A 21,566-nucleotide genomic window follows, 5' to 3' on the forward strand; every position below is an offset into this window, starting at 1 on the left:
ACAAAAACGGCCCGGAACAGTGTGTCCCGGGCCGGATCATGTCAGTTGTCGTGGTCGTCCTTGTCGGTCTTCACGTCGATGTCGGCGCTGCTGATATCGTCGTCGTCATCGTCATCAAGGCCCGCATCGTCAGGCAGGACGGCGGCGTCATCATCATCGGCGTCGGTATCCAGATCGACGTCGACATCGTTTTCGAGTGCGTCATCAGCCGCCTTGGGCTTGGATTCGGGGGCAGCTTCCACCGGGCGACGGACGCGCGGCAGTTCCACGGGCTGTTCAGCGCCGCATTTGGGGCAGACGGCCGGATTCTTGTTCAGATCGTAGAAACGGGCGCTGCAGGAGACACAGACACGTTTGGTGCCGAGGTTGGACTGAGCCATCTTGAACCTGTCGATCCTGTTTTGATTATGAATGAAGCCACGGTATCCGGAAGTGGCAAAAGGCGCAGCCCCATGCCAGTTTGTAGACGTAATGTCAAACACCGGGGCATGCGCCGGCAGGGCGATCATGCCGATCTGTGATTGACTTTGCCACCCGGAATACGGAATTGGAGGACGTATGAAAACCGATCACGTCCAATCTTCCGTCCGCGCGCTGACGGTCCATGCTCCGCGCGCGCCCCTTTCCGGTTCGGTCCAGGTGCCGGGTGACAAATCGATCAGCCACCGTTCGCTGATGTTCGCGGCCCTTGCGCGTGGCACGACCCACATCACCGGCCTGCTGGAAGGCGAAGACGTGCTGCGTACCGCCGATGCCATGCGCGCGCTGGGTGCGGACATCACGCGCACGGGAACCGGGAACTGGACGGTGCAGGGATGCGGGCTGGATGGTCTGCGTGAACCGGCGGATGTGCTGGACATGGGCAATTCGGGCACGGCGGCGCGCCTGCTGTCGGGCATTCTGGCCAGTCATGGCTTTACGTCTGTCATGACGGGGGACGCCAGCCTGCGCGGTCGCCCGATGAAGCGGGTGATGGACCCGCTGGCCGCCACGGGTGCCGTGTTCCTGTCGCGTCAGGGCGGTCGCCTGCCACTGGCCATACAGGGCAACGCCAACCCGCCGCCGCTGTCATACCGCCTGCCGGTGGCGTCCGCACAGGTGAAGTCGGCCGTGCTGCTGGCCGGCCTGAATGCGCAGGGCGAGACCCGGGTGGAAGAACCCGTGGCCACCCGTGACCATACCGAAAACATGCTGCGCCATTTCGGTGCCACCGTGACCGTCGAGCCCATGGGCGCCGGTGGCCGCGTCATTACCCTGCAGGGGCGGCCCGAACTGGTGGCGCGTGACATCGTGGTGCCGGGCGATCCGTCATCGGCGGCGTTCATTCTGGCGGCGGCCCTGCTGGTGCCGGGGTCAACGGTCAGCGTGCGTGGCGTGGGGCTGAACCCGCTGCGCACCGGGCTGTTCACGTCACTGAAGGAAATGGGCGCGGATCTGGTCATCAGCAACGAACGCATGGAAGGGGGCGAGCCTGTGGGCGATATCACCGCCACCGCAGGCGTCCTGCATGGCGTGGACGTGCCCGCAACCCGCGCGCCGTCCATGATTGACGAATATCCCGTTCTGGCGGTGGTCGCGGCCCATGCCACCGGGCAGTCGCGCTTTCGCGGGCTGGAGGAACTGCGCGTGAAGGAAAGCGACCGCCTGTCCGCCACCGTTGCCCTGCTGGAAGCCAATGGCGTGAAGGTGGATGTCGTGGGTGATGACATGATCGTGCACGGCACGGGCGGGGCCATTCCCGGCGGTGGTCTGGTCCAGACCCGCATGGACCACCGGCTGGCCATGAGCGCGATCGTGATGGGCCTTGCGGCACAAAAGCCGGTCTGCGTCGATGATACCGCGTTCATTGACACCAGCTTCCCCGGTTTCATCACGCTCATGAACAGCATCGGCGCCGGGATCGCGGCATGACCCGGCGACTGGTCATAGCGGTTGACGGTCCTGCTGCGGCAGGCAAGGGCACCCTTGCCAGGCGGCTGGCGCAGGCGCTCGACCTGCCTTACCTTGATACGGGGCTGCTGTATCGTGCGACGGGGCGACGGATGATCGACGCGGGCCATGACCCCGCGCAGGGACAGGCGGAGGCATTCGCCGCCAGTGTCGGGCTGGAAGACCTGAGCCGCACCGACCTGCGCGTGCCCGAGGTCGATCGCGCGGCCAGTCTAGTCGCAGCCCAGCCAGCCGTGCGCCGCGTTCTGGTTGACGTACAGCGCCGTTTTGCGGGCGAACATGGCGCGGTGCTGGACGGGCGCGATATCGGGACGGTCATCTTTCCCGATGCCCCGGTCAAGCTGTTCATTACCGCATCCCCGCGCACACGCGCCACGCGGCGGTGGGAACAGCTGGCGACCGACGCCGGCGCACCCGACCGCGAGGACCAGATCACCCGGGTCGAGCGTGAGATCGAAGCCCGTGACAGGGCCGATTCCAGCCGCGCCGTCGCCCCCCTGCGCGCCGCCGGTGACGCCGTACGCATCGAGACCGATGGCCTGAGCGCGGATGAAGTGCTGGCCGAAGCCCTGCGGATCGTGGCGCGCATGACGCGCTAGGGTGATTTTGTGTGGGAACCAGGCCCCATATTGCGGGTTTTTATTGACATACGCCGCCCATAGGGTGTCTGTGCTGAACGGTATATACCCCACGCGCCCGCGTGGCGCGGGGTATGGCGTCAATTTTGGCCGTCAGGCGAGCCACGACCGTGTCGTGGCGTATCCGCCGGGCAAGCCGTTCCCATTGTCCCGCTTCCGTGCGGGCAGGCGGGGGCGCAGGATTGTCCCTGTATCCACCCCAAGGGTAGGACAGGGTTACAGGATTTACGAGTAGCTCATGGCTTCAGCCACAACACAGCCCGTCGCCGACCATAAGGGTGGCGAGGACTTTGCCGCCCTTCTTGAGGAAACCCTCGGTCGCGACTCCGCATTTGACGGTTCCGTTGTCACCGGTCGCGTTGTCCGCCTGACGGATGAATACGCGATTGTCGATGTCGGCCTGAAAAGCGAAGGGCGCGTCGCCCTGAAGGAATTCGGCCCGCCGGGTGTGACCCCCGATGTCAAGCCGGGTGACGTTATCGAACTGTTTGTCGAGCGGTACGAAGACCGTGACGGGTCCATCGTCCTGTCGCGCGAAAAGGCCCGCCGCGAGGAAGCCTGGTCGAACCTTGAAAAGGCGTTCGAAAACAACCAGCGCGTCAACGGCACCATCTATGGCCGCGTCAAGGGTGGCTTCACCGTTGATCTGGGCGGCGCAATGGCGTTCCTGCCCGGCAGCCAGGTGGACATCCGCCCCGTGCGCGACGTGACCCCGCTGATGGGCGTGCCCCAGCCGTTCCAGATCCTGAAGATGGACCGCGCACGCGGCAACATCGTCGTCTCGCGTCGTGCGGTTCTGGAAGAGACCCGTGCGGAACAGCGCAGCGAACTGATCCAGGGCCTGAAGGAAGGCATGATCCTCGATGGCGTGGTCAAGAACATCACCGATTACGGTGCGTTCGTGGACCTCGGCGGCGTCGATGGCCTGCTGCATGTGACCGATATCGCATGGAAGCGCATCAACCACCCGTCCGAAGCCCTGCAGATCGGCCAGCCGGTCCGCGTGCAGGTCATCCGCTTCAACCCCGACACGCAGCGTATCTCGCTGGGCATGAAGCAGCTTGAAGCTGACCCGTGGGAAAACGTGGCGATCAAGTACCCGCCGGGTGCCCGTTACACCGGTCGCGTCACGAACATCACCGATTACGGTGCATTCGTGGAGCTGGAGCCGGGCGTCGAGGGTCTGGTGCACGTGTCCGAAATGTCCTGGACGAAGAAGAACGTTCATCCGGGCAAGATCGTCGCCACTTCGCAGGAAGTCGATGTGATGGTTCTGGATGTGGACAGCGCGAAGCGCCGCATCTCGCTGGGCCTGAAGCAGGTGCAGCGCAACCCGTGGGAGCAGTTCGCCGAGGAACACAAGGTTGGTTCCGTGGTGGAAGGCGAGATCCGCAACATCACCGAATTCGGCCTGTTCATCGGCCTGTCCGCGGACATCGACGGCATGGTTCACATGTCCGACCTGTCTTGGGACGAGCCGGGCGAAGTCGCCATGAGCCACTACGAAAAGGGCCAGGTCGTGAAGGCCAAGGTCCTGGATGTGGACGTGGAAAAGGAACGCATCTCGCTGGGCATCAAGCAGCTGCAGGAAGACCCTGCTGCTGACACGCTGAGCAAGGTGCAGAAGGGCGCGATCGTGACCTGCATCGTCACCGCTGTTCAGTCGAACGGCATCGAGGTGAAGGTTGACGACGTTCTGACCGGCTTCATCCGCCGTGCGGAACTGGCCCGTGACAAGGCCGATCAGCGTCCGGAGCGTTTCGCCGTTGGTGAACGCGTCGATGCGAAGGTCGTGTCGGTTGACCGCGCAGCCCGCAAGCTGGCCCTGACCATCCGCGGCCGTGAGGTTGAGGAAGACAAGCAGGCGATCTCCGACTACGGTTCGTCCGATAGCGGGGCTTCGCTGGGTGACATTCTGGGTGCCGCGATCCGTCGCCGTAACGCCGAGAACTGATCCCGTCCGTATGATCCGGCCTGCCTTGGCAGGTCGGGCGATACGCCGGAAAAGGGGGCGATGCAGAAATGCATCGCCCCCTTTTTTGTATGGGTGCCATCTTTTTTTAAATGGTGGCGTTCTTCGAAGATTTTTTAAAAACTTCATCCAGAACTTCTGTGTAATTTATACAATTTTACAAATACTGTCTGTTCAGACCGTTACATATTTTCAGAATGGACTGGTTTATTCAGTTTTTGATTCGAATATGGATCGTCTATCGACGATTCTAGTATTTTTTCAACCCTGCTGCAGGGTTTTTCACTGTTATGGAAATGGTTATTTGCGACAGTACCGTGCCTGATTATGCTTCAATATTTACTCATTATTAAAAATATAGGGGCTGGCAGGCACCAGCCCCATACATTCATCATGGCGTCGTCGCCGGTCCCTTGATGATTTCCGCAAGGTCGGCGGGACGTATCCATTTACGGAATGCATCGCGTATGGCGTTGGCATCCAGTGTATAATAGGCCTGTGCCGCGATATCATTCTGGTTTAGCGGCAGGCCCAGGTCACTGAAATGCAGGTACCCTGCCGCAATGGTGTCCAGACTGGCGGATTGCAGGGCCAGCCCACGCAGCATGCCCGCGCGGGCCATGGCCAGTTCGTTTTCGCTAACGGGTTGTATCTGCATGGCCATCAGGTCATGGATGGCTGCATCACGTGCCGCCGCGACCTTGTCGGGATCCGCGCCAAAGGAAATGCTGTAGGCGCTGCGGTGGCGTTTCCATGTCAGGTGGCTGCGCACGGTATAGACGTAACCACTGCGTACGCGCAGGTCGCGGTACAGGCGGGATGAAAAACCCGATCCAAGGATTTCGTTGCCCAGGTTGAGCGCGAAGTGTTCCGGGTTGGCGACATTCAGCGACAGGCTTTCGGGCAGGGAGACGGTAGCCTGCGTGCTGGACGGGTCGGGCACCTTCATTACGCTGGTATGGCTGTCGGGGCGCGGGGGCAGGTCAACCATGGGTGTCGGCCCACTGGCGCGCCATGTACCAAACGTGCGTGATATCGCGCGGTAGGCGGCGGCGGGCGTAATGTCACCGGTAATGACAATGGTGGTCAGGTCCGGCCTGTAGGCCGTTTTCCAGAATGCGCGACAGTCCGCCAGCGTCAGTTTCATCACCTCATCCGGCTGCGCCTGCCGCAGGGACGGGTCGCCCGCAGGGGATACCGCGCCCTGCATCGCGCGCTGGAACAGGTATTCAGGCGAATGCAGCAGGCCGGACAGGGAGGCCGCGGTATTGGCGCGCACCACCTTGAACCCCTGTTCAGGCAGGGCGGGGTGCAGTTCGTTTTCCGCCAGCAGTTCCAGGCCTCGGTCAAAATCGGGCGTCAGTACGTTCAGGCTGAAATCGGCCCCGGCATTTTCGCTGGCGGCAATGTCGTCAAACGCCTTCTGCAACCCGATCCGGTCGTGCGTCGTGCTGCCATAGCTGAACAGTTCATTCGTAATATCGGCAATGCCTTCCTTGCCTGCTGGTTCCTGCATGTCTTCATTCTGGCGGATGGTGCCATACAGGTTGATGGTATGGCTGACGGAAGCCGGGCGCACGATCAGGTGCAGGCCATTGGGCAGGGTGTACTGCGCAGGCTGGACCGATGCCTCGGGCGGGCGCAACGCCAGCAGGCTGTCATTGGCCCAGCGTGGCAGGGTCACGGGGTGGTCGGGTGTGCTGGCAAAGGATTCCGCGCCGCCAAATCCCTTGTCGGCCACAGGGTGGCCGCCATCGCGTGGGGTCAGGATGGCGGTGATGGACTGCTGCGGGTCCAGTACCGCACGTGCCAGATGATTGACATCTTCCGGTGTGACAGTGGCAAAGGCCGCGGCTTCATCATCGGGGGATTGCAGGCCCATGACGGCCTGTGCTTCCGACCAGCTTTCGGCAAGGCCGGAAATGCTGTTGGCGGCAAAGCCAAGCTGCGCCAGTTCCTTGCGCTTGGCCGCATCGACCAGATCGGACGGCACACCGTTTTCGCGCAGGCTGCGCAGGATGTCCTGCATGCGTGCCTGAAGCGGGGCGGGGTTGCTCCCCTTGGGGAAGGCCGCGATGGCAATGCCGATCCCGGCATCCGCCTTGGTCACGAAGTCGAAGCTGGACAGCAGCGCGCGTCCCTGCGGCACCAGGTCATATAATGCGCCACGCTGGCTGCTCAGCACATCGGACAGGATGCGCGCGGTGGCATAATCCCGGCTGTTCTGTCCCGGCATGCGGCTGGCAATGGCGACAAGGCCCACGGGGTAATCGGTCGGGAACTGCAGGGTCTGGGCCTGCACGGGACCGGGGTGGATCTGCGGGCGTGCGGGCAGTCTGCGCGACGGGATCGGGCCAAAGGTATCGCGCACCATCGCCAGCGTACGGGCCGCATCCACATCACCCGTTATGACCAGAATGGCGTTGTTGGGTGCATACCACTGCCGGTAGAACCGGCGCAGCAGCGCGGTATCCGTCTTGTCAAAGGACGGGCGACTGCCCAGCGCATCATGTTCATAGGGCGTGCCGGCAAACAGGATCGACTGCAGGCGCGCCAGATAGACATAGCCGGGGCTGGACAGATCGCGTGAGACTTCCTGCTCGATCGCGCCGCGTTCATGCGCCCAGTCCCCGGCCGCAAGCGTCAGGCCCTTCATGCGCATGGCTTCGATACGCAGCAGTACGTCAAGGTTGTCAGCAGGCGCGGTATAGAAGAACTGTGTTACGTTTTCCGTCGTGTCCGCATTGTAATCGCCCCCCAGCCGCGCACCGATGGCGGCCATCTGGTCACGGTCCAGCCCCTTGCTGCCACGGAACATCATGTGTTCCAATGCATGCGCCGTGCCGGGAAAGCCCGCGGGCGCCGCCGCCGATCCCACCAGGTAATTGATTTCGGTGCTGACAACCGGGGCCAGACGGTCGGGCACGATCACCACGCGCAACCCGTTGGGCAGCGTGGCCTGCAACGGCGCTTCAGCAGGCTGGGCAACGGTCGGAGCCGGTGCCGCGGCATGGGCTGCAGGCGGTACCAGGCAACTGCCACATAGCAGGAGGGAGAGGCATAATGTTTTGGAAAACAGGCGTGCTATCATATCCCCAGATTACGCTGCTTTGCCCATGGCGACCAGTTCATGCGGCCCCTATCTGTCATAACGGCCCGTTATAAAGGATCAGACCATGTCCCGTGTTCCGGTGGAGAAGGCCCACATGCGTGAACGTATCCGCCAGGTCATGGATACGGCCGTGGAAACGTCCCGGCTGGTCGGTGCGGTGGTCATGGTGGCGGTGGATGGGGAGGTCGTGGTGACGGAAGCCGCAGGCCAGGCCGACCGGGAGGGCGGCATTCCCATGCAGGTCGATACCCTGTTCCGCCTTGCTTCCCTGACCAAGCCGGTCGTGACTGCCGTGGCGCTGGCCATGGTGGAGGAAGGATTGCTGGACCTGCATGCCGCCGTGACGCGCTACCTGCCGCATTTCCGTCCCGTCCTGCCCGATGGGGGCGCGTGCGAAATCACGCTGCACCAGTTGCTGACCCATACCAGTGGCCTGACCTATGGATTTGCTTTCCCGCGTGATGACAATCCCTATACCCGCGCCGGTGTCTCTGATGGCATCGCGGAACCGGGACTGTCGCTGGCGGATAACTTGTCCCGGCTGGCTACGACGCGGTTGATATTCGCGCCGGGGCAGGGATGGGCCTATTCGCTGGGGCTGGATGTGATGGGCGGCGTGATTGAAAAGGCATCCGGCCTGTCGCTGCCTGCTGCGGTAAGGCGTTATGTCGGCGCGCCGCTGGGCTGGCGCGACAGTGGCTTCATGCTGACGCCATTGCAGTCACCCGCCGCCTGCTATGCCGATACACGGCCCGTGCCCATCCGCATGGGGGCGGAATATGTCCTGCCACGCATGTTGCCCGGTGGCGGGATGGGGGAAATCCGTTTTGCGCCCGATCGCATCCGCAACCCCGATTCCTATCCATCCGGCGGTGCGGGCATGGTGGGGACGGCTGCGGAATTCCTTGCATTTCTGGAAGCCGTGCGCATTGGTGGCGAAGGCATGCTATCGCCCGCATCCGCCATGCTGTTTGGCCAGAACGCCATTGGCGATATTGATATGGGACCGCTGGCGCGCGGGCGGCGCTTCGGTTATGGGGCTGCGGTCATTGCGGACCCGTCGTCTGCGCGTACGCCACTCAGCCCCGGCAGTTTTACATGGGGGGGCGTGTACGGGCATCAATGGGCGGTGGACCGTGCGCGGGGCATGAGCATTGTCATGCTGAGCAACACCGCGCTGGCGGGCATGGCGGGGACGTATCCCGACGCGGTCGTCGCCGCCGCCTGTGGCGCATGACGGGACGTGCGCCCGCACTACGACGGATACGAGGATACTGGGAACTGTCATGTCATTTGGTGATCGCGTCAATCAGTTTGATGCCTGGCTGCTGGACCGGGTTTTCCAGCCTTTTGCCGACGCCCTGCCCGAACGCCTGACGGCCATGGAAATGGGCATGAGCTTTCAGGTCGGGTCCATCGTCCTGTCAGCCGCGTCCATTTCTGCCCTGCTGGTGCTGGAGGGCATGACGCTGGATAACCTGATCGCCAATGTGCTCGGCTGGTTTTTCGAGGTTGTCTTCTATATCGGCATCCACCGCATGCGCAGGCTGGTCAAACCGGGTTACCAGAATCCGATGCGCGTCATGCTGGCGGGCATGCGGCCCATTTCCATCCCGTTTGCCGCCTATGCCTTCTATCAGGCGGTTACGGCAGATCGGGCGTATGAACTGGCCCTGTGGTTCAATTCCCTGTCGCAGCTTGTATTCGTTGCAGGGATCTACCTGATTTCATGCAACGTGCCGCCGCCGGGACACCGGGCACGGCAAACATCTTTTGGACGCGGTCCGCTGCCCAACGAAATCGGCTGACCGCCACGCCGGATACAGGTCAGAAACTGTCAAAAGTTTTTGGTGAAGCTTTTTCAAAAAGCTTCAGGGATCGCCGCCTTTTTAAAAAAAGGCGACGCCAAAAAATTTTTAATTTCCATCAGTGGATTTTCAGAAATCCACGCACCGTCCCTTGACCGTCCAGTCGCCATAGCGGGTCGGCTCCGGCCCCTTCGGGCCGCCGACTTCATCCGCTTCGGCAGGCTGTTTCAGCAGCGCGGCTTCCTTGGCCGCTTCGTCCTGCACCGTATCGGCGGCAGGGGCGGGGGAGGGGGTCTTGTCCTTGCTCATGCCGCCAGTTTCCGCCCAATGTCCTGAAACTGGCAAGCCCAAAACGCCCCTGCGATGGTCGGGGTAGCGCGTTATTGATGTTCGGACTGCGCGATACGCTGCTGCACCGTCATCCGCCATGGCGCATCCGCGGGGGCTGCGTCCAGTGCGCGACGGTAGAGGTCCGCCGTTTCGGGAGAAATATGGCCGCCATCGGCCATCATCTGCGCTTCGGCCGCACGGGCGGCGACTTCGGGGTCGAAGCGCTGTTCTATGGCGCTGCGCCATGCCTGGGCAGCAGCGGCGTAATGGTCACGCCCGGCCTCGGCCTGGCCCAGCAGCACGTAGCCCTGGAACAGGCTGGGATCACCCGCCGGGATCTGTTTCAGCTGATCGCGCAGCCGGTCGATGATTGCATCATTGCGGTGCTCCTCATGCTGAAGCGCCACAAGGCGCGGGGCCAGCGGCTGTGCCGGAAGCGACGGGTGCCCGACCGTAAGATACAGCCCGATGGCCGCTACCGGCAGCGCGACCAGGGCTGCGGTAATGACCCCGGTGGAGCTACCCTTGCCCGCGACGAAGGCAGGCAGCATGTCGGTGCCCAGCACCCGGCGCTGGATTTCCAGCCGCGCGCTGTCATGTTCGGACGGCGCGATCATGCCTTCGACCAGATCGCGTTCCAGTTCCGCAAGCTGCGCCTGATGCAGGACAAGGGCCGTCTCGCGCTCATCGCGCAGCAGGGTGGTACGACGGAACGAGATGAGTGCGGGTAACAGTGCGATCACGCCAAGCAGGCAGATACCAATCCAGATCATAAGACTCTCAGCGTGTTTCGGTCAGGTCGGACAGACGGCGACGTTCCGCGTCCGTCAGGGGCGTGGGCGTTACCGTACGGGGCCTGCGGAATGTCCACCACGCCACGCCCATGCCAATGCACAGCGCCAGCAGCGGCATGACCCACAGCAGCAGCGTGCCGATGGTCAGTGGTGGCTTGAGGCGGATGAAGTTGCCATAGCGGTTGACCATCCAGTCCATGATCTGCCGGTTGCTTTCGCCCTTGGCCACATGTTCACGCACGACATGGCGCAGGTCACGGGCCAGGTCGGCGCTGCTGTCCTCGATCGACTCGTTCTGGCACACAAGGCAGCGCAACTGCGACCCGATCGCCTCGGCGCGCTGTTCCTGCGCCGGGTCGGGCAGCATTTCCGACGGGTCATCCACCGCCATCGCCACAAACGGGGCAAACAGCAGGCAGGCCAGCAGGGCAATCACACCATAGTGGCGCAGGGGATGTGTTTTCATGACTTCAGGCTGTCCGCCAGCGGCATGATCGTATTGGTGATCATGGTTTCGGTAATGGGCGAGGCCGTATGCCACCGGATCACACCGCCCGGCCCGATCAGGAAGGTTTCCGGCACGCCGGACACACCCCAGTCGATCGCGGCCAGCCCGTCACGGTCGGCGGCGATGCGGGCATAGGGATTGCCCGCGCGCTGCACGAAGCCCAGCGCGTGTTCGGGCTTGTCCTTATACGCAATGCCCCAGATCGGCAGGCGTTCCTTCAGCGCGTTCAGCACCGGCATTTCGGCAACGCACGGAATGCACCATGATGCGAAATAATTCACCAGAACCGGGGATTTCAGCGCACGCAGGTCCTGTGCGGAAAAGCCCTGTCCCGGCGCCTGGTCCGGCAGAGCGAAATCCGGCACGGGGCGGTTCAGCGCCGGGGCATGGATGTCATGCGGATCGAATGATCCCCTGGTCATGCCCGACAGCATGCGCCAGAAGCCCACGCCTATCCCGCCAGCCACAACCAGCGGGGCCGCCATCAGCAGGCGGCGACGGGTAGGGGAAGAAGGCTGGTCACTCATTGCACCACCACCACGTCCACGGTTTTGGCCCGGCGGGGCGCACCAACGCGCACGCGCCGGTCAGACAGCGACAGCGCGCCGCCAAAGGCCATGATCAGCCCACCCAGCCACATCCACGGCGCCAGCGGGTTGTAATGCAGGCGCAGCACATAGGTCGGGTTGGCGTCATCGCCATGCTTGTCACCCAGCACGCCGTAAATATCGGCCAGCAGGTTGGTATGAATCGCCACTTCCGTCGTGGTCTGGTGCTGACTGGCGAAGGTGCGCTTGGAGGGGTGCAGCGTCGTGATCAGGCGGCCATTGTGGCGGACCTCGATGGTCGCGACCAGCGCACTGTAGTTCGGACCTTCCGCCGGGTGCACGTCGGTCAGGGTCCAGCTGTCACCGGCCAGCATCTCGCTCTCGCCCACATGCACTTCCACAATCCGGTGCGCAGCCTGCGACATCCCGGCAATGCCCAGTACGACAATCCCGACACCGGCATGGGCCAGGGCCGCCCCGAACACCGCGCGTGGCAGGCTGCGTGCGCGCTGCCAGCTTTGCGCCAGGGGCTGGCGGAACAGGCGCAGGCGTTCGGCAATATCGGCAATGCTGGAACAGATCACCCATACGGCCGTCGCCGTGGCCAGTACCGCCAGGATGTCACGCATCCGGAAGGTAGCAAGCACCAGCGCCAGCAGCGCCACACAGGCCGCCCACCACAGGCGGCGCAGCACCGGCCACATCTGTGCCCGTTTCCACGGCACCATCGGGCCAAAGCCCATGAACACCATAAGCGGTATGGCCAGCGGAATGGTGGTTGCGTCAAAGAACGGCTTGCCGACCGAAATCGTCTTGCCGAACAGAAGCGACATGAACGGCGGGTACATCGTGCCCGTCAGCACCACCGCGCAGATCGAACACAGCAGGATGTTGTTCAGGACCAGCAGTCCCTCACGCGATACGGGCGAAAACAGCCCGCCGGTGGTCAGTTGCGGGGCGCGGATGGCGAACAGCAGCAGCGACCCGCCAATGACCAGTGCCAGCAGGCCAAGGATGAATACGCCACGCGCCGGGTCATTGGCGAAGGCATGGACGGAATTGAGGATACCCGAACGCACAAGGAACGTGCCGGACAGCGAGAACGAGAACGTGCCAATCGCCAGCAGCACGGTCCAGATCTTCAGCGCCTCGCGCTTTTCCACCACGATGGCCGAATGCACCAGCGCCGTGCCCGTCAGCCACGGGATCAGCGATGCGTTTTCCACCGGATCCCAGAACCAGTAACCACCCCAGCCCAGCACGTAGTAAGACCACCATGACCCCATGGCGATGCCGCAGGTCAGGAAGCACCATGCCGCCACCGCCCACGGGCGCACCCAGCGACCCCATGCCGCATCGACGCGCCCTTCGATCAGGGCGGCGATGGCAAAGGCGAACGGCACGGCAAAGCCGACATAGCCGGTGTAGAGAATGGGCGGATGGAACGCGAGGCCGGGGTCCTGCAGCAGCGGGTTCATGCCCTGCCCATCCAGCGGCGCGGGCCAGACACGCGCGAACGGGTTGGACGTGGTCAGGCAGAACAGTTCAAATCCTGCCGCAACCCCACCCAGCACCGCAATGACGCGTGCCTGAAGGGCGGAAGGCAGGTTGCGCCCGAACAGGGCGACCGCGCCACCGCATATGGACAGGATCATTGCCCATAGCAGGACCGATCCCTCATGGTTGCCCCATACGCCGGTGATCTTATACAGCAGCGGCTTGCTGACCGCGCTGTTGGCGGCCACGTTCTGCACGGAAAAGTCATTGGTGATGGCGGCGTGGATCAGGCACGCAAAGGAGGTGATCAGCGCGATCATCTGCCCCACCGCCAGCGCCGGGGCCAACGCCATCAGGCGTGCGTCACGCCGGTTGGCCCCGATCAGGGGCAGGATGGCCTGTCCAGCGGCCATGCAGCATGCCAGCGCCAGCGCAAAATTTCCAAGTTCCGGGTTCATTGTCGGATGTCAGTTTCCGTCAGGTGTCTGGGTGGCCGGTTTTTTCGGCGTGTCGGCAGCCGTCATGGTGTTCCAGCTGGCAGCGTCCGGGGCCTTGCCGAAACGGGGATCCCACTTGCCGCTGCGGCGCAGTTCCTCCGCCACTTCCTTGGGCATGTAGGTCTCGTCATGCTTGGCCAGCACCTCGCTGGCGCGGAAGGTGCCGTCAGGGTTGACGGTGCCCACGGCGACCACGCTCTGCCCCTCACGGAACAGGTCGGGCAGGATGCCTTCGTACCGCACGGTCACGGCGGCCTGCCCATCAGTTACGTCAAACAGGTTGACGGGTGAATCCTTTACCTTTTCACGGTGCACGCTGCCGGCCACGACCATGCCGCCAAGGCGGATGGTGCGATCGGCCGGGGGCGGCTTGGCATGGACCTGTGACGGCGCCATGAAGAAAACGATATTGGATGAAAAGGCGTTCAGCGTCAGCGCGGCAGCGGAACCAAGTCCGATCATGCACGCCACCACCAGCCACAGGCGTCGGCTTTTGCGGGTCATGAGGGCTGACGTGTCCGGGGCTGTTCAATGGCGGCCAGACGTTTGCGCGCGGTGCGCAGGCGGATGGCGGCGTTGACGGACAAAACCGTCGCAACGCCAAGCGTCAGGCCATAGGCGGCCAGGATATAGGGCAGGTGGGTCATACGGCGGCACTGTCAGGCTTGGGGGCGGGGTTGGCGGACTGGCGGCCACGGTTGGCGGCCAGGATCGTGCGGATACGGCTTTCCATGACCGATGCGCGCAGGCGGGCCAGCACGATCGCGCCAAATCCCAGCGTGAATCCCAGCGTGGTCAGCCCCAGCGGCCACAGCATGGAGGTGGACATGGTCGGCGCCCCCGTAACCGTGATGCTGTCGGGCTGGTGCAGGGTGTTCCACCACTGTACGCTGAACTTGATGATCGGCAGGTCAACCGCGCCCGCCAGCCCCAGTATGGCGGCGGCACGGTAGCCGCGCTGCGGTTCATCAAATGCACGGATCAGCGCGATATGGCCCAGATACAGGAAAAACAGCACCAGAACGGATGTCAGGCGTGCATCCCACACCCACCACGTGCCCCACATCGGCTTGCCCCACAGCGAACCGGTGGCAAGGCAGACGGCGGTGATGGATGCGCCCACCGGCCCGATTTCCACCGCCGCCAGGTCGGCCAGCGGGTGCCGCCAGACCAGCGACAGCAGCGAACAGACCGCCAGTCCCATGTAACCGGACGAGGCAAGCCACGCGGTCGGCACATGCACGTACATGATGCGCACGCTGTCGCCCTGCTGCCAGTCGGCGGGGGAGAAGAACAGCCCCCACACGATTCCGGCAATGGACAGCACCAGCGCGGGCCATGTCAGCCATGGCTGCAGCTTCGCCCCCATGCGCAGGAAGCGGCCGGGATTGGCGTAACGGTGAAAAAGGTTACCGGTTCGTGCGGTAAGGCTCTGCGTTGCGTTCAAGGTTGATCCATCCGTGCCCGGGGCACCTGTCCCTGCAATGAAAACGGTCAAGAAATTCGTGCCATCACCCTTGCATGGGTGGGGGCTTGCGTTTTCCTGCTCTACACTATCGCGTTAAAAAAGACACGGCCAGTCCTGTCCCATGATGGTACGGTCGACCCGCAGGAGGAGAAAACATGCTGTTTGCGATCATTTGCACCGACAAGCCCGCCAGCCTTGAAACCCGCAAGGCAACGCGTGAACGCCACCTTGCCTATCTGGAACGGTGGAAGCGCCACATCATCCATGGCGGGCCGCTGCTGGACGCGGAAAACCGCCCCTGTGGCAGCCTGCTGGTGGTGGACGTGGCCGACCGCGCCGCGGCGGAAGGATTCGCGGTGGAAGACCCCTATGCGAAGGTTGACCTGTTCGAGAGCGTGGTGATCCGTCCGTTCCGTTCAGTTTTTCGTGATGGGCTTCGGGTGGAGTAAAAAAACGGTCATGTCCTACTGGCTGATCAAGTCCGAGCCCGATGCCTTTTCATGGTCCGAGCAGGTTGAAAACGATATTGAACCGTGGACCGGCGTGCGCAACCACCAGGCAAAGAAAAACCTGGCGGCCATGAAGGTGGGCGACCGGGCCTTTTTCTACCACTCCAACGTGGGCCGTGAAATCGTGGGCGTGGTGGAGGTCGTGCGCGAAGCCTATCCCGACCCCACGGCGGCGGATGGCAGATGGGTCTGCGTTGACGTGCGCGCCATCGGCCCGATGCCGCATCCGGTCACGCTGACGGCGATGAAGGCCGATCCGGCGCTTGCGGACCTGGCGCTGATCCGGCAGTCGCGCCTGTCCGTCGTGCCGGTTTCGGACGCACACTGGGGGCACCTGTGCCGGATGGGGGGCTGGAACAGCTAGGGGCGTGCCACGTTTCATGGCAGCACCATGGCGACGCACGTTGCAAGAACGCCGCCATGGTGCTGAAACGGTGGGAACTGCCGCATGGGTGTCGCGGGCGGTTTCCCATGCCCCGTCTTTATGACGGGCATGGCGCGACCGGTCCGTGAAGGTACGGAAGATCAGGCGAAGGGCATTGTAATGAGTGCAGGTTCCTCAAACGAACTGGCGCCGCTGACGTTGGACAGCGCGTGTATCACTGAACTCCAGCAGGCGCTGGAACGGGTTGAATCAGGGCGCGGCGTGCTGGTGCGCCTTGCCGATCTCATGGGTGGGGCCGTGGGGCAGGCGGCCATGCTGGGCATGCGCACGCTGGGGCTGGCGCCGGGACTGCAGGCACGGCTGCAGGCCACGGCGGAAACCGCGATCCGGCGCGCGTTCGACCTTGCGGTTGTGGGCATGGACCGCCCCCGTGACATCTCCGCCACCCCTGATGATGGCGCGGGATGGCGTGACCCGGCGCTGAAGGCCGCCGTCACGGTCTCGGGGGCCGTAGGCGGCTTTACCGGCCTGCCGGGCCTTGTGGCGGATGTGGGCTTCACCACCCTGACCATCATGCGCGAAATCGCCCGCATTGCGCGTGAACAGGGTGAAGACCTGTCGCAGGAAGATGCGCGTGCCGCCTGTCTGGAAGTGTTCGCCCTGCGTGCCTTCCCCTTTGGCGGGGCAAAAAACCAGGGGCAGGGCGAGGATAACGAACTGGGCTATTTCTCTGCCCGCGCCATGCTGCGCGGCCGCCCGGTCGTCATGCTGGTCAGTGAGGTCGCGACCCATTACGGGCTGGGCCTGTCGCGTAAATTCGCATTGCAGATGATGCCGGTGGCTGGCGCGCTGTGCGGGGCGTCGCTGAATGTGGCGTTCCTGTCGCATTACCGCGCCGTGGCGCAGGCGCATTTCACCATCCGCAGGCTGGAGCGTGAATACGGCCCCGAAGTCCGCCGCACCGCGATGGACCTGAAGAGCCATGCGGCAGCACAGGTTCGCGAAAGCTGAAGGCAACAGGATGGTTTCTGCAGGCTGGTTGAAAAGCCAGCCCGGATAACATCCGACGATCATAAGAAAGCTTTTGGTGAAGCATTTTTCAAAAAGCTTTAAAAAATGCCGCCTTTTTGAAAAAAGGCGGCACCCAAAGACTTTTATTTTTGTTTATTGACGCGTTGTTTTTTTTGAACACTTTCTAAGTTTCAGGGACAGGGCCTGCCACCGTCCCTGCCAGCCGCTCAGGCTGGTTTGTCGGGCACGGCTGGCGCGGGTTTCGGATGGGCGCGCAGTTCGATAAAGGCGGCTACCAGCGCGAAAAGCGTTTAAAAAGCCAGCAGCGTATCCAGCACCCCGTGGAAGCGGGGAACAAGATACTCCAGCAGCACTGTAATCAGCGCGAACACCACAAAAACACCGGGCAGTCCGATCATGCGCCTGTCCTTCCTGTCATTGTGCCGGATCAGGCCGCAACCGGCGTTAGCGCGTCGCGGCCCGCCAGCACGGCTTCCACATTGTCCACCGCCATCATGCCCATGTCAGTGCGGGTTTCCACCGTCGCACTGCCGACATGCGGGGTCAGGAACACGTTGGGCAGTTCAAGGAAGCGCGGGTCGGGGTTGGGTTCATTGCGGTAGACATCCAGCCCGGCGGCTGCCAGCCGGCCACTGCGCAGGGCATCGATCAGCGCATCCTCATCCACCAGCGCCCCACGCGCCGCATTGATGAAAATTGCCCCGCGCGGCAGGCGGGACAGCAGGTCGGCATTGATCATGCCATCGGTTTCGGGGCTGGCGGGCAGGTGCAGGCTCAGGATATCGCAATGCGGCAGCATGTCGGTCACGGTGCTGAAAAAGGTCGCGCCCGCTTCCTGATCCGCCGGCAGGCGGCGACGGTTGGAATACATCACCTTCATATCAAAGCCACGGGCCCGCCTGGCCACCGCCCGGCCAATGCGGCCCATGCCGACAATGCCCAGCCGCTTGCCGCTTATGCGCGTGCCCAGCAGTTCATCCATGGCCAGCGACCGGCCCCAGCCCCTGCGCATCAGCGCGCCGTATTCGCTGGCCCGTCGCGCCGCCGCCAGCATCAGCAGTATGGCCATGTCCGCATTGCATTCGGTCAGTACGTCGGGGGTATTGGTGACAACAATGCCGCGCGCATGCAGGGCAGGAATGTCCAGATGGTCGGTGCCGACGCTGACCGTGGCCACGACCTTTACACTGTCGGGCAGCAGCAGCACGTCGTTGCCCCGCAGCGGCAGCCCGGTGGCGGTCATGATCGCCCGCGGCTGGAATGCGCGCGCCGCATCCAGAAGTTCACGCGTTGTCATCTGCTGGTCTGGAACGGCGGGTATGTTAAAGCTCTGTTCAATGCGTTGCATGACCGGGGTGGTCTGGCGCTGGGTCAGCAACAGGCGGGGACGGGTATCGGACATATGGGGTGGTTTCTCCTGACAGGCGGGCATGCCATGGGCGATCATGCCCACGAAGGCATGCGAAAAGGGTTATCCTAAGAACATGACGGGTCAAGAGACGGTTCCCATCACGCCGGAACTTATGCTGCGCGCCTACATGGCCGGGCTGTTTCCCATGGCGCCGGATGCCGGGTCGGATGAACTGGAATGGTACCGCCCCGAAATGCGCGGTATCCTGCCGCTGGACGGGTTTCATGTCAGTCGCAGGCTCATGCGCACCGTGCTGTCGGCGCGCTTTGCGGTTACGGCGGATCAGGATTTCCCCGCCGTCATGGATGGCTGCGCCGAACCCGCGCCGGGACGCGAGACGACATGGATCAGCCCGCGCATCCGCAGCCTGTTCTGCGCGCTACATGACATGGGCCATGCCCATAGCGTGGAGGTCAGGCACGAAGGCAGGCTGGTTGGCGGCCTGTATGGCGTGGCGATCGGGCAGGCGTTCTTTGGCGAAAGCATGTTCAGCCGCATGCGTGATGCGTCCAAGGTCGCCCTTGTCCATCTTGTCGCGCGGCTGCGGCTGGGGGGATTCAGCCTGCTGGACACACAGTTCGGCACCGACCATCTGGCCAGTTTCGGCGGGGTGGAAATTCCGGCATGGGACTACATGCGGCAGCTGGGCCATGCGGTGCGGGGGCAGGCGGCGTGGATTGGAAATGATCGCGTAACGGAACTGGAAACCGCCATCCGCGCCCTGCGCGCGTGACGGGGTGCGGGCGGTTGACACAATCGGCCATGCGGGGTTCCGTCTTGGCAGATGAAAGGGAAAACACGATGAAGCATGGAACGGCCCGCCCGCGATGGCAGTGGACAAGGACGGGTGCGCTGCGGCTGGGCATGACCGCACTGGCGGCGGGTATCGCGTCCGGCTGCGACATTCCCGCCGCGCGGGCGGAGGACCCTTCCAGCGTTCATCCCCCGCTGACCCCCACCCGTGACGTGCAGGTGGATTATAACGTACAGCCCGATGGCGTGCCCGAACCCAAGGCCGTGCGCACATGGTTCGCCTATAACGGCGGCCTGATGCGAATCGACAGCCCTCAGGGCATGGGCGAGACGATTCTCAACCGCATGAGTCGCCAGGTCACGATCATCATCAACCCGCAGAAGGTGTACAGCCAGCTTGATGCCCGCTATGGCATTCGCAATCCCTTCCTGCTCGACCTGTCCATGACCTTCTCGCGCAAGGGTAGTTCCACCGTGGCGGGCGTGCCCTGCACGCAGTGGGATGTCACCACCGATCAGGGCAGCGCCACCGCCTGCGTGACCGATGATGGCGTGGTGCTGCAGGAAATCGGCGTGGATGGTGACGGGCTGAAGGGGCGGCTGGAAGCGACGAAGGTGGTGTACGGTCCGATCCCCGACAGCATGTTCCAGCCACCGGAGGGTTACCGCAAGATCGACCCGCCACCCCCGCCCGGCACGCCGCCCGCCCGCAAGGATGCGGACAAGAAGGGCGGCTGATGCCGTTGTTCAAGGCCAGTTTTCAAGGATGACATGAAGTGAAACGATTTGCGCATGGCGGTCGCCGGGCTGCATTGGTGGCCTGCCTGCTGCTGGCGGGGGTGGCAGGCCATGCCTCCGCCGCCGATCCGGATCCGCAGAGCCCCTATGTCACCCCGCAGGATGATGTGGACGTGACCTACACCATCTATCCCCCGCATGACACGAGTGAGGTAATGAGCCAGCGCATGCGCTGGTCCGCCAGCCGCATGATGCAGCGCGTGGACCCGGCCAATGCCGCCACCTACATGATTACCGATTACCATGCCGGGACCCTGACGGTGGTGAATCCCGGCCAGAAGGTCAAGACGGTCATTCCCGCCCCGGGGGCGGCCAATGTGCAGATGGGCCAGCGCGCGCAGGGCACGTGGCTGCGCACCGGCGTGTCAAAGGTTGCGGGAATTCCCTGCGCCCTGTGGCAGACACAGGATACCGACCAGCGTTCAAGCGAGATCTGCTACACCGATGATGGCGTGATGATGGAAGTCATCCGCGATGGCAAGGTGATGGTCGAAGCAGCATCCGTTACGCGTACGCCGCAGGATGAAAGCGTGTTCACCGTCCCGTCGGGGCTGAAGGAACTGCACGCGGCCCATCCCTGATACGGACCCGGCCCGGTCCGCTTTATGGCATGAAAAGGGCGCAACCTGCCCGTAAATCGCCATCGCGATGCTGTCTAACCGATTCCGGCGGGGCGCTTCTCCCGCCGGATCAGGATCAGTAACGGGAACAGGTTGATGAAGAACACAGGACGTATCGCAGCGGGGCTTCTGGTTCTGGCCGGGCTGGCGACAGCCGCCCCGCAGGCGCATGCCCATGGGCGTGGCGGTGGCGATGCGTTTGTCGGCGGTCTGGTGGGCGGTCTTGTTGGCGGTGCCGTGGCGGGTGCGATGGTGGATGCCTATGGGCCGCCTCCGCCCCCTCCGCCGCCGATGTATTACCGCCCGGCCCCGCCGCCCATGGCTTATTACGCGCCGCCGCCCCCTCCGCCGCCCACGGTGGTCTATGGCCCCTATGGCGGTCCGGGACGGCCGTATTACTGAACTTCAGCCACCCGCCGCCTGTAGCGTCAGGGTCGCAATGGCCTTGCGCACGGCGGCGACGTGGTTCGTGACCTTGACCTTGCGCCACGCCTGAACCAGATGGCCGGTGGCGTCGATCAGGAAGGTCGCGCGTTCGATGCCCATGTATTTGCGGCCATACATCGATTTTTCCACCCACACGCCATAGGCCTCCGTCACCGTGCCATCACTGTCTGATGCAAGTGGAAAGGTCAGGCTGTGATCGGCTGCGAATTTTTCGATCGCGGGCATCCCGTCACGTGACACGCCGATGACGTTCACGCCGTCTTTGTGCAGGTCCGTCAGTGCCGCCTCGAATTCGCATGCTTCCCTGGTGCAGCCCGATGTGTTGGCCTTGGGATAGAAATACAGGACAAACGGATGTCCCTTCAGCCCGGCAAGGCTGACCGTGCGGCCATGGCTTGCGGGCATGTTGAAATCAGGAACGGCGCTGCCGGGTTCGGGAAAGGGGGGTGTCGGGTTGCTCATGGCCTGCCTTGCTGATCTGGTTGCATG

Annotated in this window: 25 protein-coding genes; 13 read left to right on the forward strand and 12 right to left on the reverse strand. The window is 63.3% G+C overall.

The features are described 5' to 3' along the window. Window positions 1-41 precede the first annotated feature (41 nt). The gene (locus tag AC1RQ9_RS02455; RefSeq protein ID WP_193732544.1) at window positions 42-380 is read right to left on the reverse strand and encodes a TIGR02300 family protein; all 339 of its coding nucleotides are present in this window, start codon (window positions 378-380) and stop codon (window positions 42-44) included. Between the two features lie 178 nt (window positions 381-558). Here AC1RQ9_RS02455 and aroA point away from each other — a divergent pair, with 178 nt between their 5' ends. The 4 genes from aroA (at window position 559) to rpsA (ending at window position 4,542) form a co-directional block, all read left to right on the forward strand. Then, window positions 559-1,911 (forward strand): 3-phosphoshikimate 1-carboxyvinyltransferase, encoded by a 1,353-nt coding sequence (aroA, locus tag AC1RQ9_RS02460; protein WP_485985443.1) that lies wholly within the window; start codon window positions 559-561, stop codon window positions 1,909-1,911. Beyond that, window positions 1,908-2,549, forward strand: coding sequence for a (d)CMP kinase (gene cmk / locus AC1RQ9_RS02465; RefSeq protein ID WP_485985444.1), 642 nt, complete (start codon window positions 1,908-1,910; stop codon window positions 2,547-2,549). Before aroA ends, cmk begins: the two co-directional genes overlap by 4 nt. Before the next feature lie 70 nt (window positions 2,550-2,619). Beyond that, window positions 2,620-2,823, forward strand: a complete 204-nt coding sequence (locus tag AC1RQ9_RS02470) for a hypothetical protein (protein ID WP_485985445.1) — start codon at window positions 2,620-2,622, stop codon at window positions 2,821-2,823. 3 nt (window positions 2,824-2,826) lie between these two features. Then, window positions 2,827-4,542: a 30S ribosomal protein S1 gene (rpsA, locus tag AC1RQ9_RS02475; protein WP_010513132.1), complete on the forward strand. Its 1,716-nt coding sequence runs from the start codon at window positions 2,827-2,829 to the stop codon at window positions 4,540-4,542. Window positions 4,543-4,951: 409 nt separating this feature from the next. On the opposite strand, the gene AC1RQ9_RS02480 is transcribed toward rpsA, so the two are convergent. After that, a complete protein-coding gene (locus tag AC1RQ9_RS02480; protein WP_485985446.1) occupies window positions 4,952-7,651 on the reverse strand; it encodes a M16 family metallopeptidase in 2,700 nt (899 codons plus the stop codon). Window positions 7,652-7,736: 85 nt separating this feature from the next. Here AC1RQ9_RS02480 and AC1RQ9_RS02485 point away from each other — a divergent pair, with 85 nt between their 5' ends. Both AC1RQ9_RS02485 and AC1RQ9_RS02490 read left to right on the forward strand, forming a co-directional pair. Beyond that, window positions 7,737-8,909 carry a serine hydrolase domain-containing protein gene (locus AC1RQ9_RS02485; RefSeq protein ID WP_485985447.1) on the forward strand — a complete coding sequence of 391 codons (1,173 nt, stop codon included), beginning with the start codon at window positions 7,737-7,739 and terminating at the stop codon, window positions 8,907-8,909. A 49-nt stretch (window positions 8,910-8,958) separates the two neighbouring features. After that, window positions 8,959-9,480 (forward strand): hypothetical protein, encoded by a 522-nt coding sequence (locus tag AC1RQ9_RS02490; RefSeq protein WP_485985448.1) that lies wholly within the window; start codon window positions 8,959-8,961, stop codon window positions 9,478-9,480. Window positions 9,481-9,609: 129 nt separating this feature from the next. On the opposite strand, the gene AC1RQ9_RS02495 is transcribed toward AC1RQ9_RS02490, so the two are convergent. From AC1RQ9_RS02495 to AC1RQ9_RS02530, 8 genes are all read right to left on the reverse strand, one after another. Further along, entirely contained in the window at window positions 9,610-9,789 is a 180-nt protein-coding gene (locus AC1RQ9_RS02495) for a DUF1674 domain-containing protein (protein WP_193732537.1), read from the reverse strand. Between the two features lie 71 nt (window positions 9,790-9,860). Further along, window positions 9,861-10,583 (reverse strand): c-type cytochrome biogenesis protein CcmI, encoded by a 723-nt coding sequence (gene ccmI / locus AC1RQ9_RS02500; RefSeq protein WP_193732536.1) that lies wholly within the window; start codon window positions 10,581-10,583, stop codon window positions 9,861-9,863. A gap of 7 nt (window positions 10,584-10,590) precedes the next feature. Continuing rightward, window positions 10,591-11,070 (reverse strand): cytochrome c-type biogenesis protein, encoded by a 480-nt coding sequence (locus tag AC1RQ9_RS02505; RefSeq protein ID WP_193732535.1) that lies wholly within the window; start codon window positions 11,068-11,070, stop codon window positions 10,591-10,593. After that, window positions 11,067-11,639 (reverse strand): DsbE family thiol:disulfide interchange protein, encoded by a 573-nt coding sequence (locus AC1RQ9_RS02510; protein WP_485985449.1) that lies wholly within the window; start codon window positions 11,637-11,639, stop codon window positions 11,067-11,069. Before AC1RQ9_RS02510 ends, AC1RQ9_RS02505 begins: the two co-directional genes overlap by 4 nt. Then, window positions 11,636-13,615, reverse strand: a complete 1,980-nt coding sequence (locus tag AC1RQ9_RS02515) for a heme lyase CcmF/NrfE family subunit (RefSeq protein WP_193732533.1) — start codon at window positions 13,613-13,615, stop codon at window positions 11,636-11,638. Before AC1RQ9_RS02515 ends, AC1RQ9_RS02510 begins: the two co-directional genes overlap by 4 nt. 9 nt (window positions 13,616-13,624) lie before the next feature. Then, window positions 13,625-14,158, reverse strand: coding sequence for a cytochrome c maturation protein CcmE (gene ccmE / locus AC1RQ9_RS02520; protein ID WP_193732532.1), 534 nt, complete (start codon window positions 14,156-14,158; stop codon window positions 13,625-13,627). After that, window positions 14,155-14,301, reverse strand: coding sequence for a heme exporter protein CcmD (locus AC1RQ9_RS02525; RefSeq protein WP_193732531.1), 147 nt, complete (start codon window positions 14,299-14,301; stop codon window positions 14,155-14,157). Before AC1RQ9_RS02525 ends, ccmE begins: the two co-directional genes overlap by 4 nt. Continuing rightward, entirely contained in the window at window positions 14,298-15,101 is an 804-nt protein-coding gene (locus AC1RQ9_RS02530) for a heme ABC transporter permease (RefSeq protein ID WP_141260689.1), read from the reverse strand. Before AC1RQ9_RS02530 ends, AC1RQ9_RS02525 begins: the two co-directional genes overlap by 4 nt. A gap of 176 nt (window positions 15,102-15,277) precedes the next feature. Between AC1RQ9_RS02530 and AC1RQ9_RS02535 the strand changes: the two genes are divergently transcribed. From AC1RQ9_RS02535 to AC1RQ9_RS02545, 3 genes are all read left to right on the forward strand, one after another. After that, window positions 15,278-15,571 (forward strand): YciI family protein, encoded by a 294-nt coding sequence (locus AC1RQ9_RS02535; RefSeq protein WP_010506782.1) that lies wholly within the window; start codon window positions 15,278-15,280, stop codon window positions 15,569-15,571. Between the two features lie 10 nt (window positions 15,572-15,581). Continuing rightward, complete coding sequence (locus AC1RQ9_RS02540) at window positions 15,582-15,995, forward strand: EVE domain-containing protein (RefSeq protein WP_193732529.1); 414 nt, start codon at window positions 15,582-15,584, stop codon at window positions 15,993-15,995. Between the two features lie 180 nt (window positions 15,996-16,175). After that, complete coding sequence (locus tag AC1RQ9_RS02545) at window positions 16,176-17,027, forward strand: EcsC family protein (RefSeq protein WP_485985450.1); 852 nt, start codon at window positions 16,176-16,178, stop codon at window positions 17,025-17,027. 448 nt (window positions 17,028-17,475) lie between these two features. Here the strand turns inward: AC1RQ9_RS02545 and AC1RQ9_RS02550 are convergent, their stop codons facing one another. Beyond that, entirely contained in the window at window positions 17,476-18,450 is a 975-nt protein-coding gene (locus AC1RQ9_RS02550) for a 2-hydroxyacid dehydrogenase (protein WP_485985451.1), read from the reverse strand. A gap of 82 nt (window positions 18,451-18,532) precedes the next feature. Here AC1RQ9_RS02550 and aat point away from each other — a divergent pair, with 82 nt between their 5' ends. The 4 genes from aat to AC1RQ9_RS02570 all read left to right on the forward strand — a co-directional run bounded on the left by aat (window position 18,533) and on the right by AC1RQ9_RS02570 (window position 21,032). Further along, entirely contained in the window at window positions 18,533-19,192 is a 660-nt protein-coding gene (gene aat, locus AC1RQ9_RS02555; RefSeq protein ID WP_485985452.1) for a leucyl/phenylalanyl-tRNA--protein transferase, read from the forward strand. 68 nt (window positions 19,193-19,260) lie between these two features. Continuing rightward, window positions 19,261-19,950 carry a hypothetical protein gene (locus AC1RQ9_RS02560; RefSeq protein ID WP_485985453.1) on the forward strand — a complete coding sequence of 230 codons (690 nt, stop codon included), beginning with the start codon at window positions 19,261-19,263 and terminating at the stop codon, window positions 19,948-19,950. Between the two features lie 38 nt (window positions 19,951-19,988). Next, on the forward strand, window positions 19,989-20,591 hold the full coding sequence (locus tag AC1RQ9_RS02565) for a DUF4412 domain-containing protein (RefSeq protein ID WP_193732523.1): 603 nt from the start codon (window positions 19,989-19,991) through the stop codon (window positions 20,589-20,591). Window positions 20,592-20,726: 135 nt separating this feature from the next. Further along, window positions 20,727-21,032, forward strand: a complete 306-nt coding sequence (locus AC1RQ9_RS02570) for a hypothetical protein (protein ID WP_485985454.1) — start codon at window positions 20,727-20,729, stop codon at window positions 21,030-21,032. Window positions 21,033-21,035: 3 nt separating this feature from the next. Here the strand turns inward: AC1RQ9_RS02570 and AC1RQ9_RS02575 are convergent, their stop codons facing one another. Further along, on the reverse strand, window positions 21,036-21,539 hold the full coding sequence (locus AC1RQ9_RS02575) for a peroxiredoxin (protein ID WP_485985455.1): 504 nt from the start codon (window positions 21,537-21,539) through the stop codon (window positions 21,036-21,038). Between the last annotated feature and the right edge of the window lie 27 nt (window positions 21,540-21,566).

It is taken from the genome of Komagataeibacter ossonobensis, assembly GCF_057359305.1.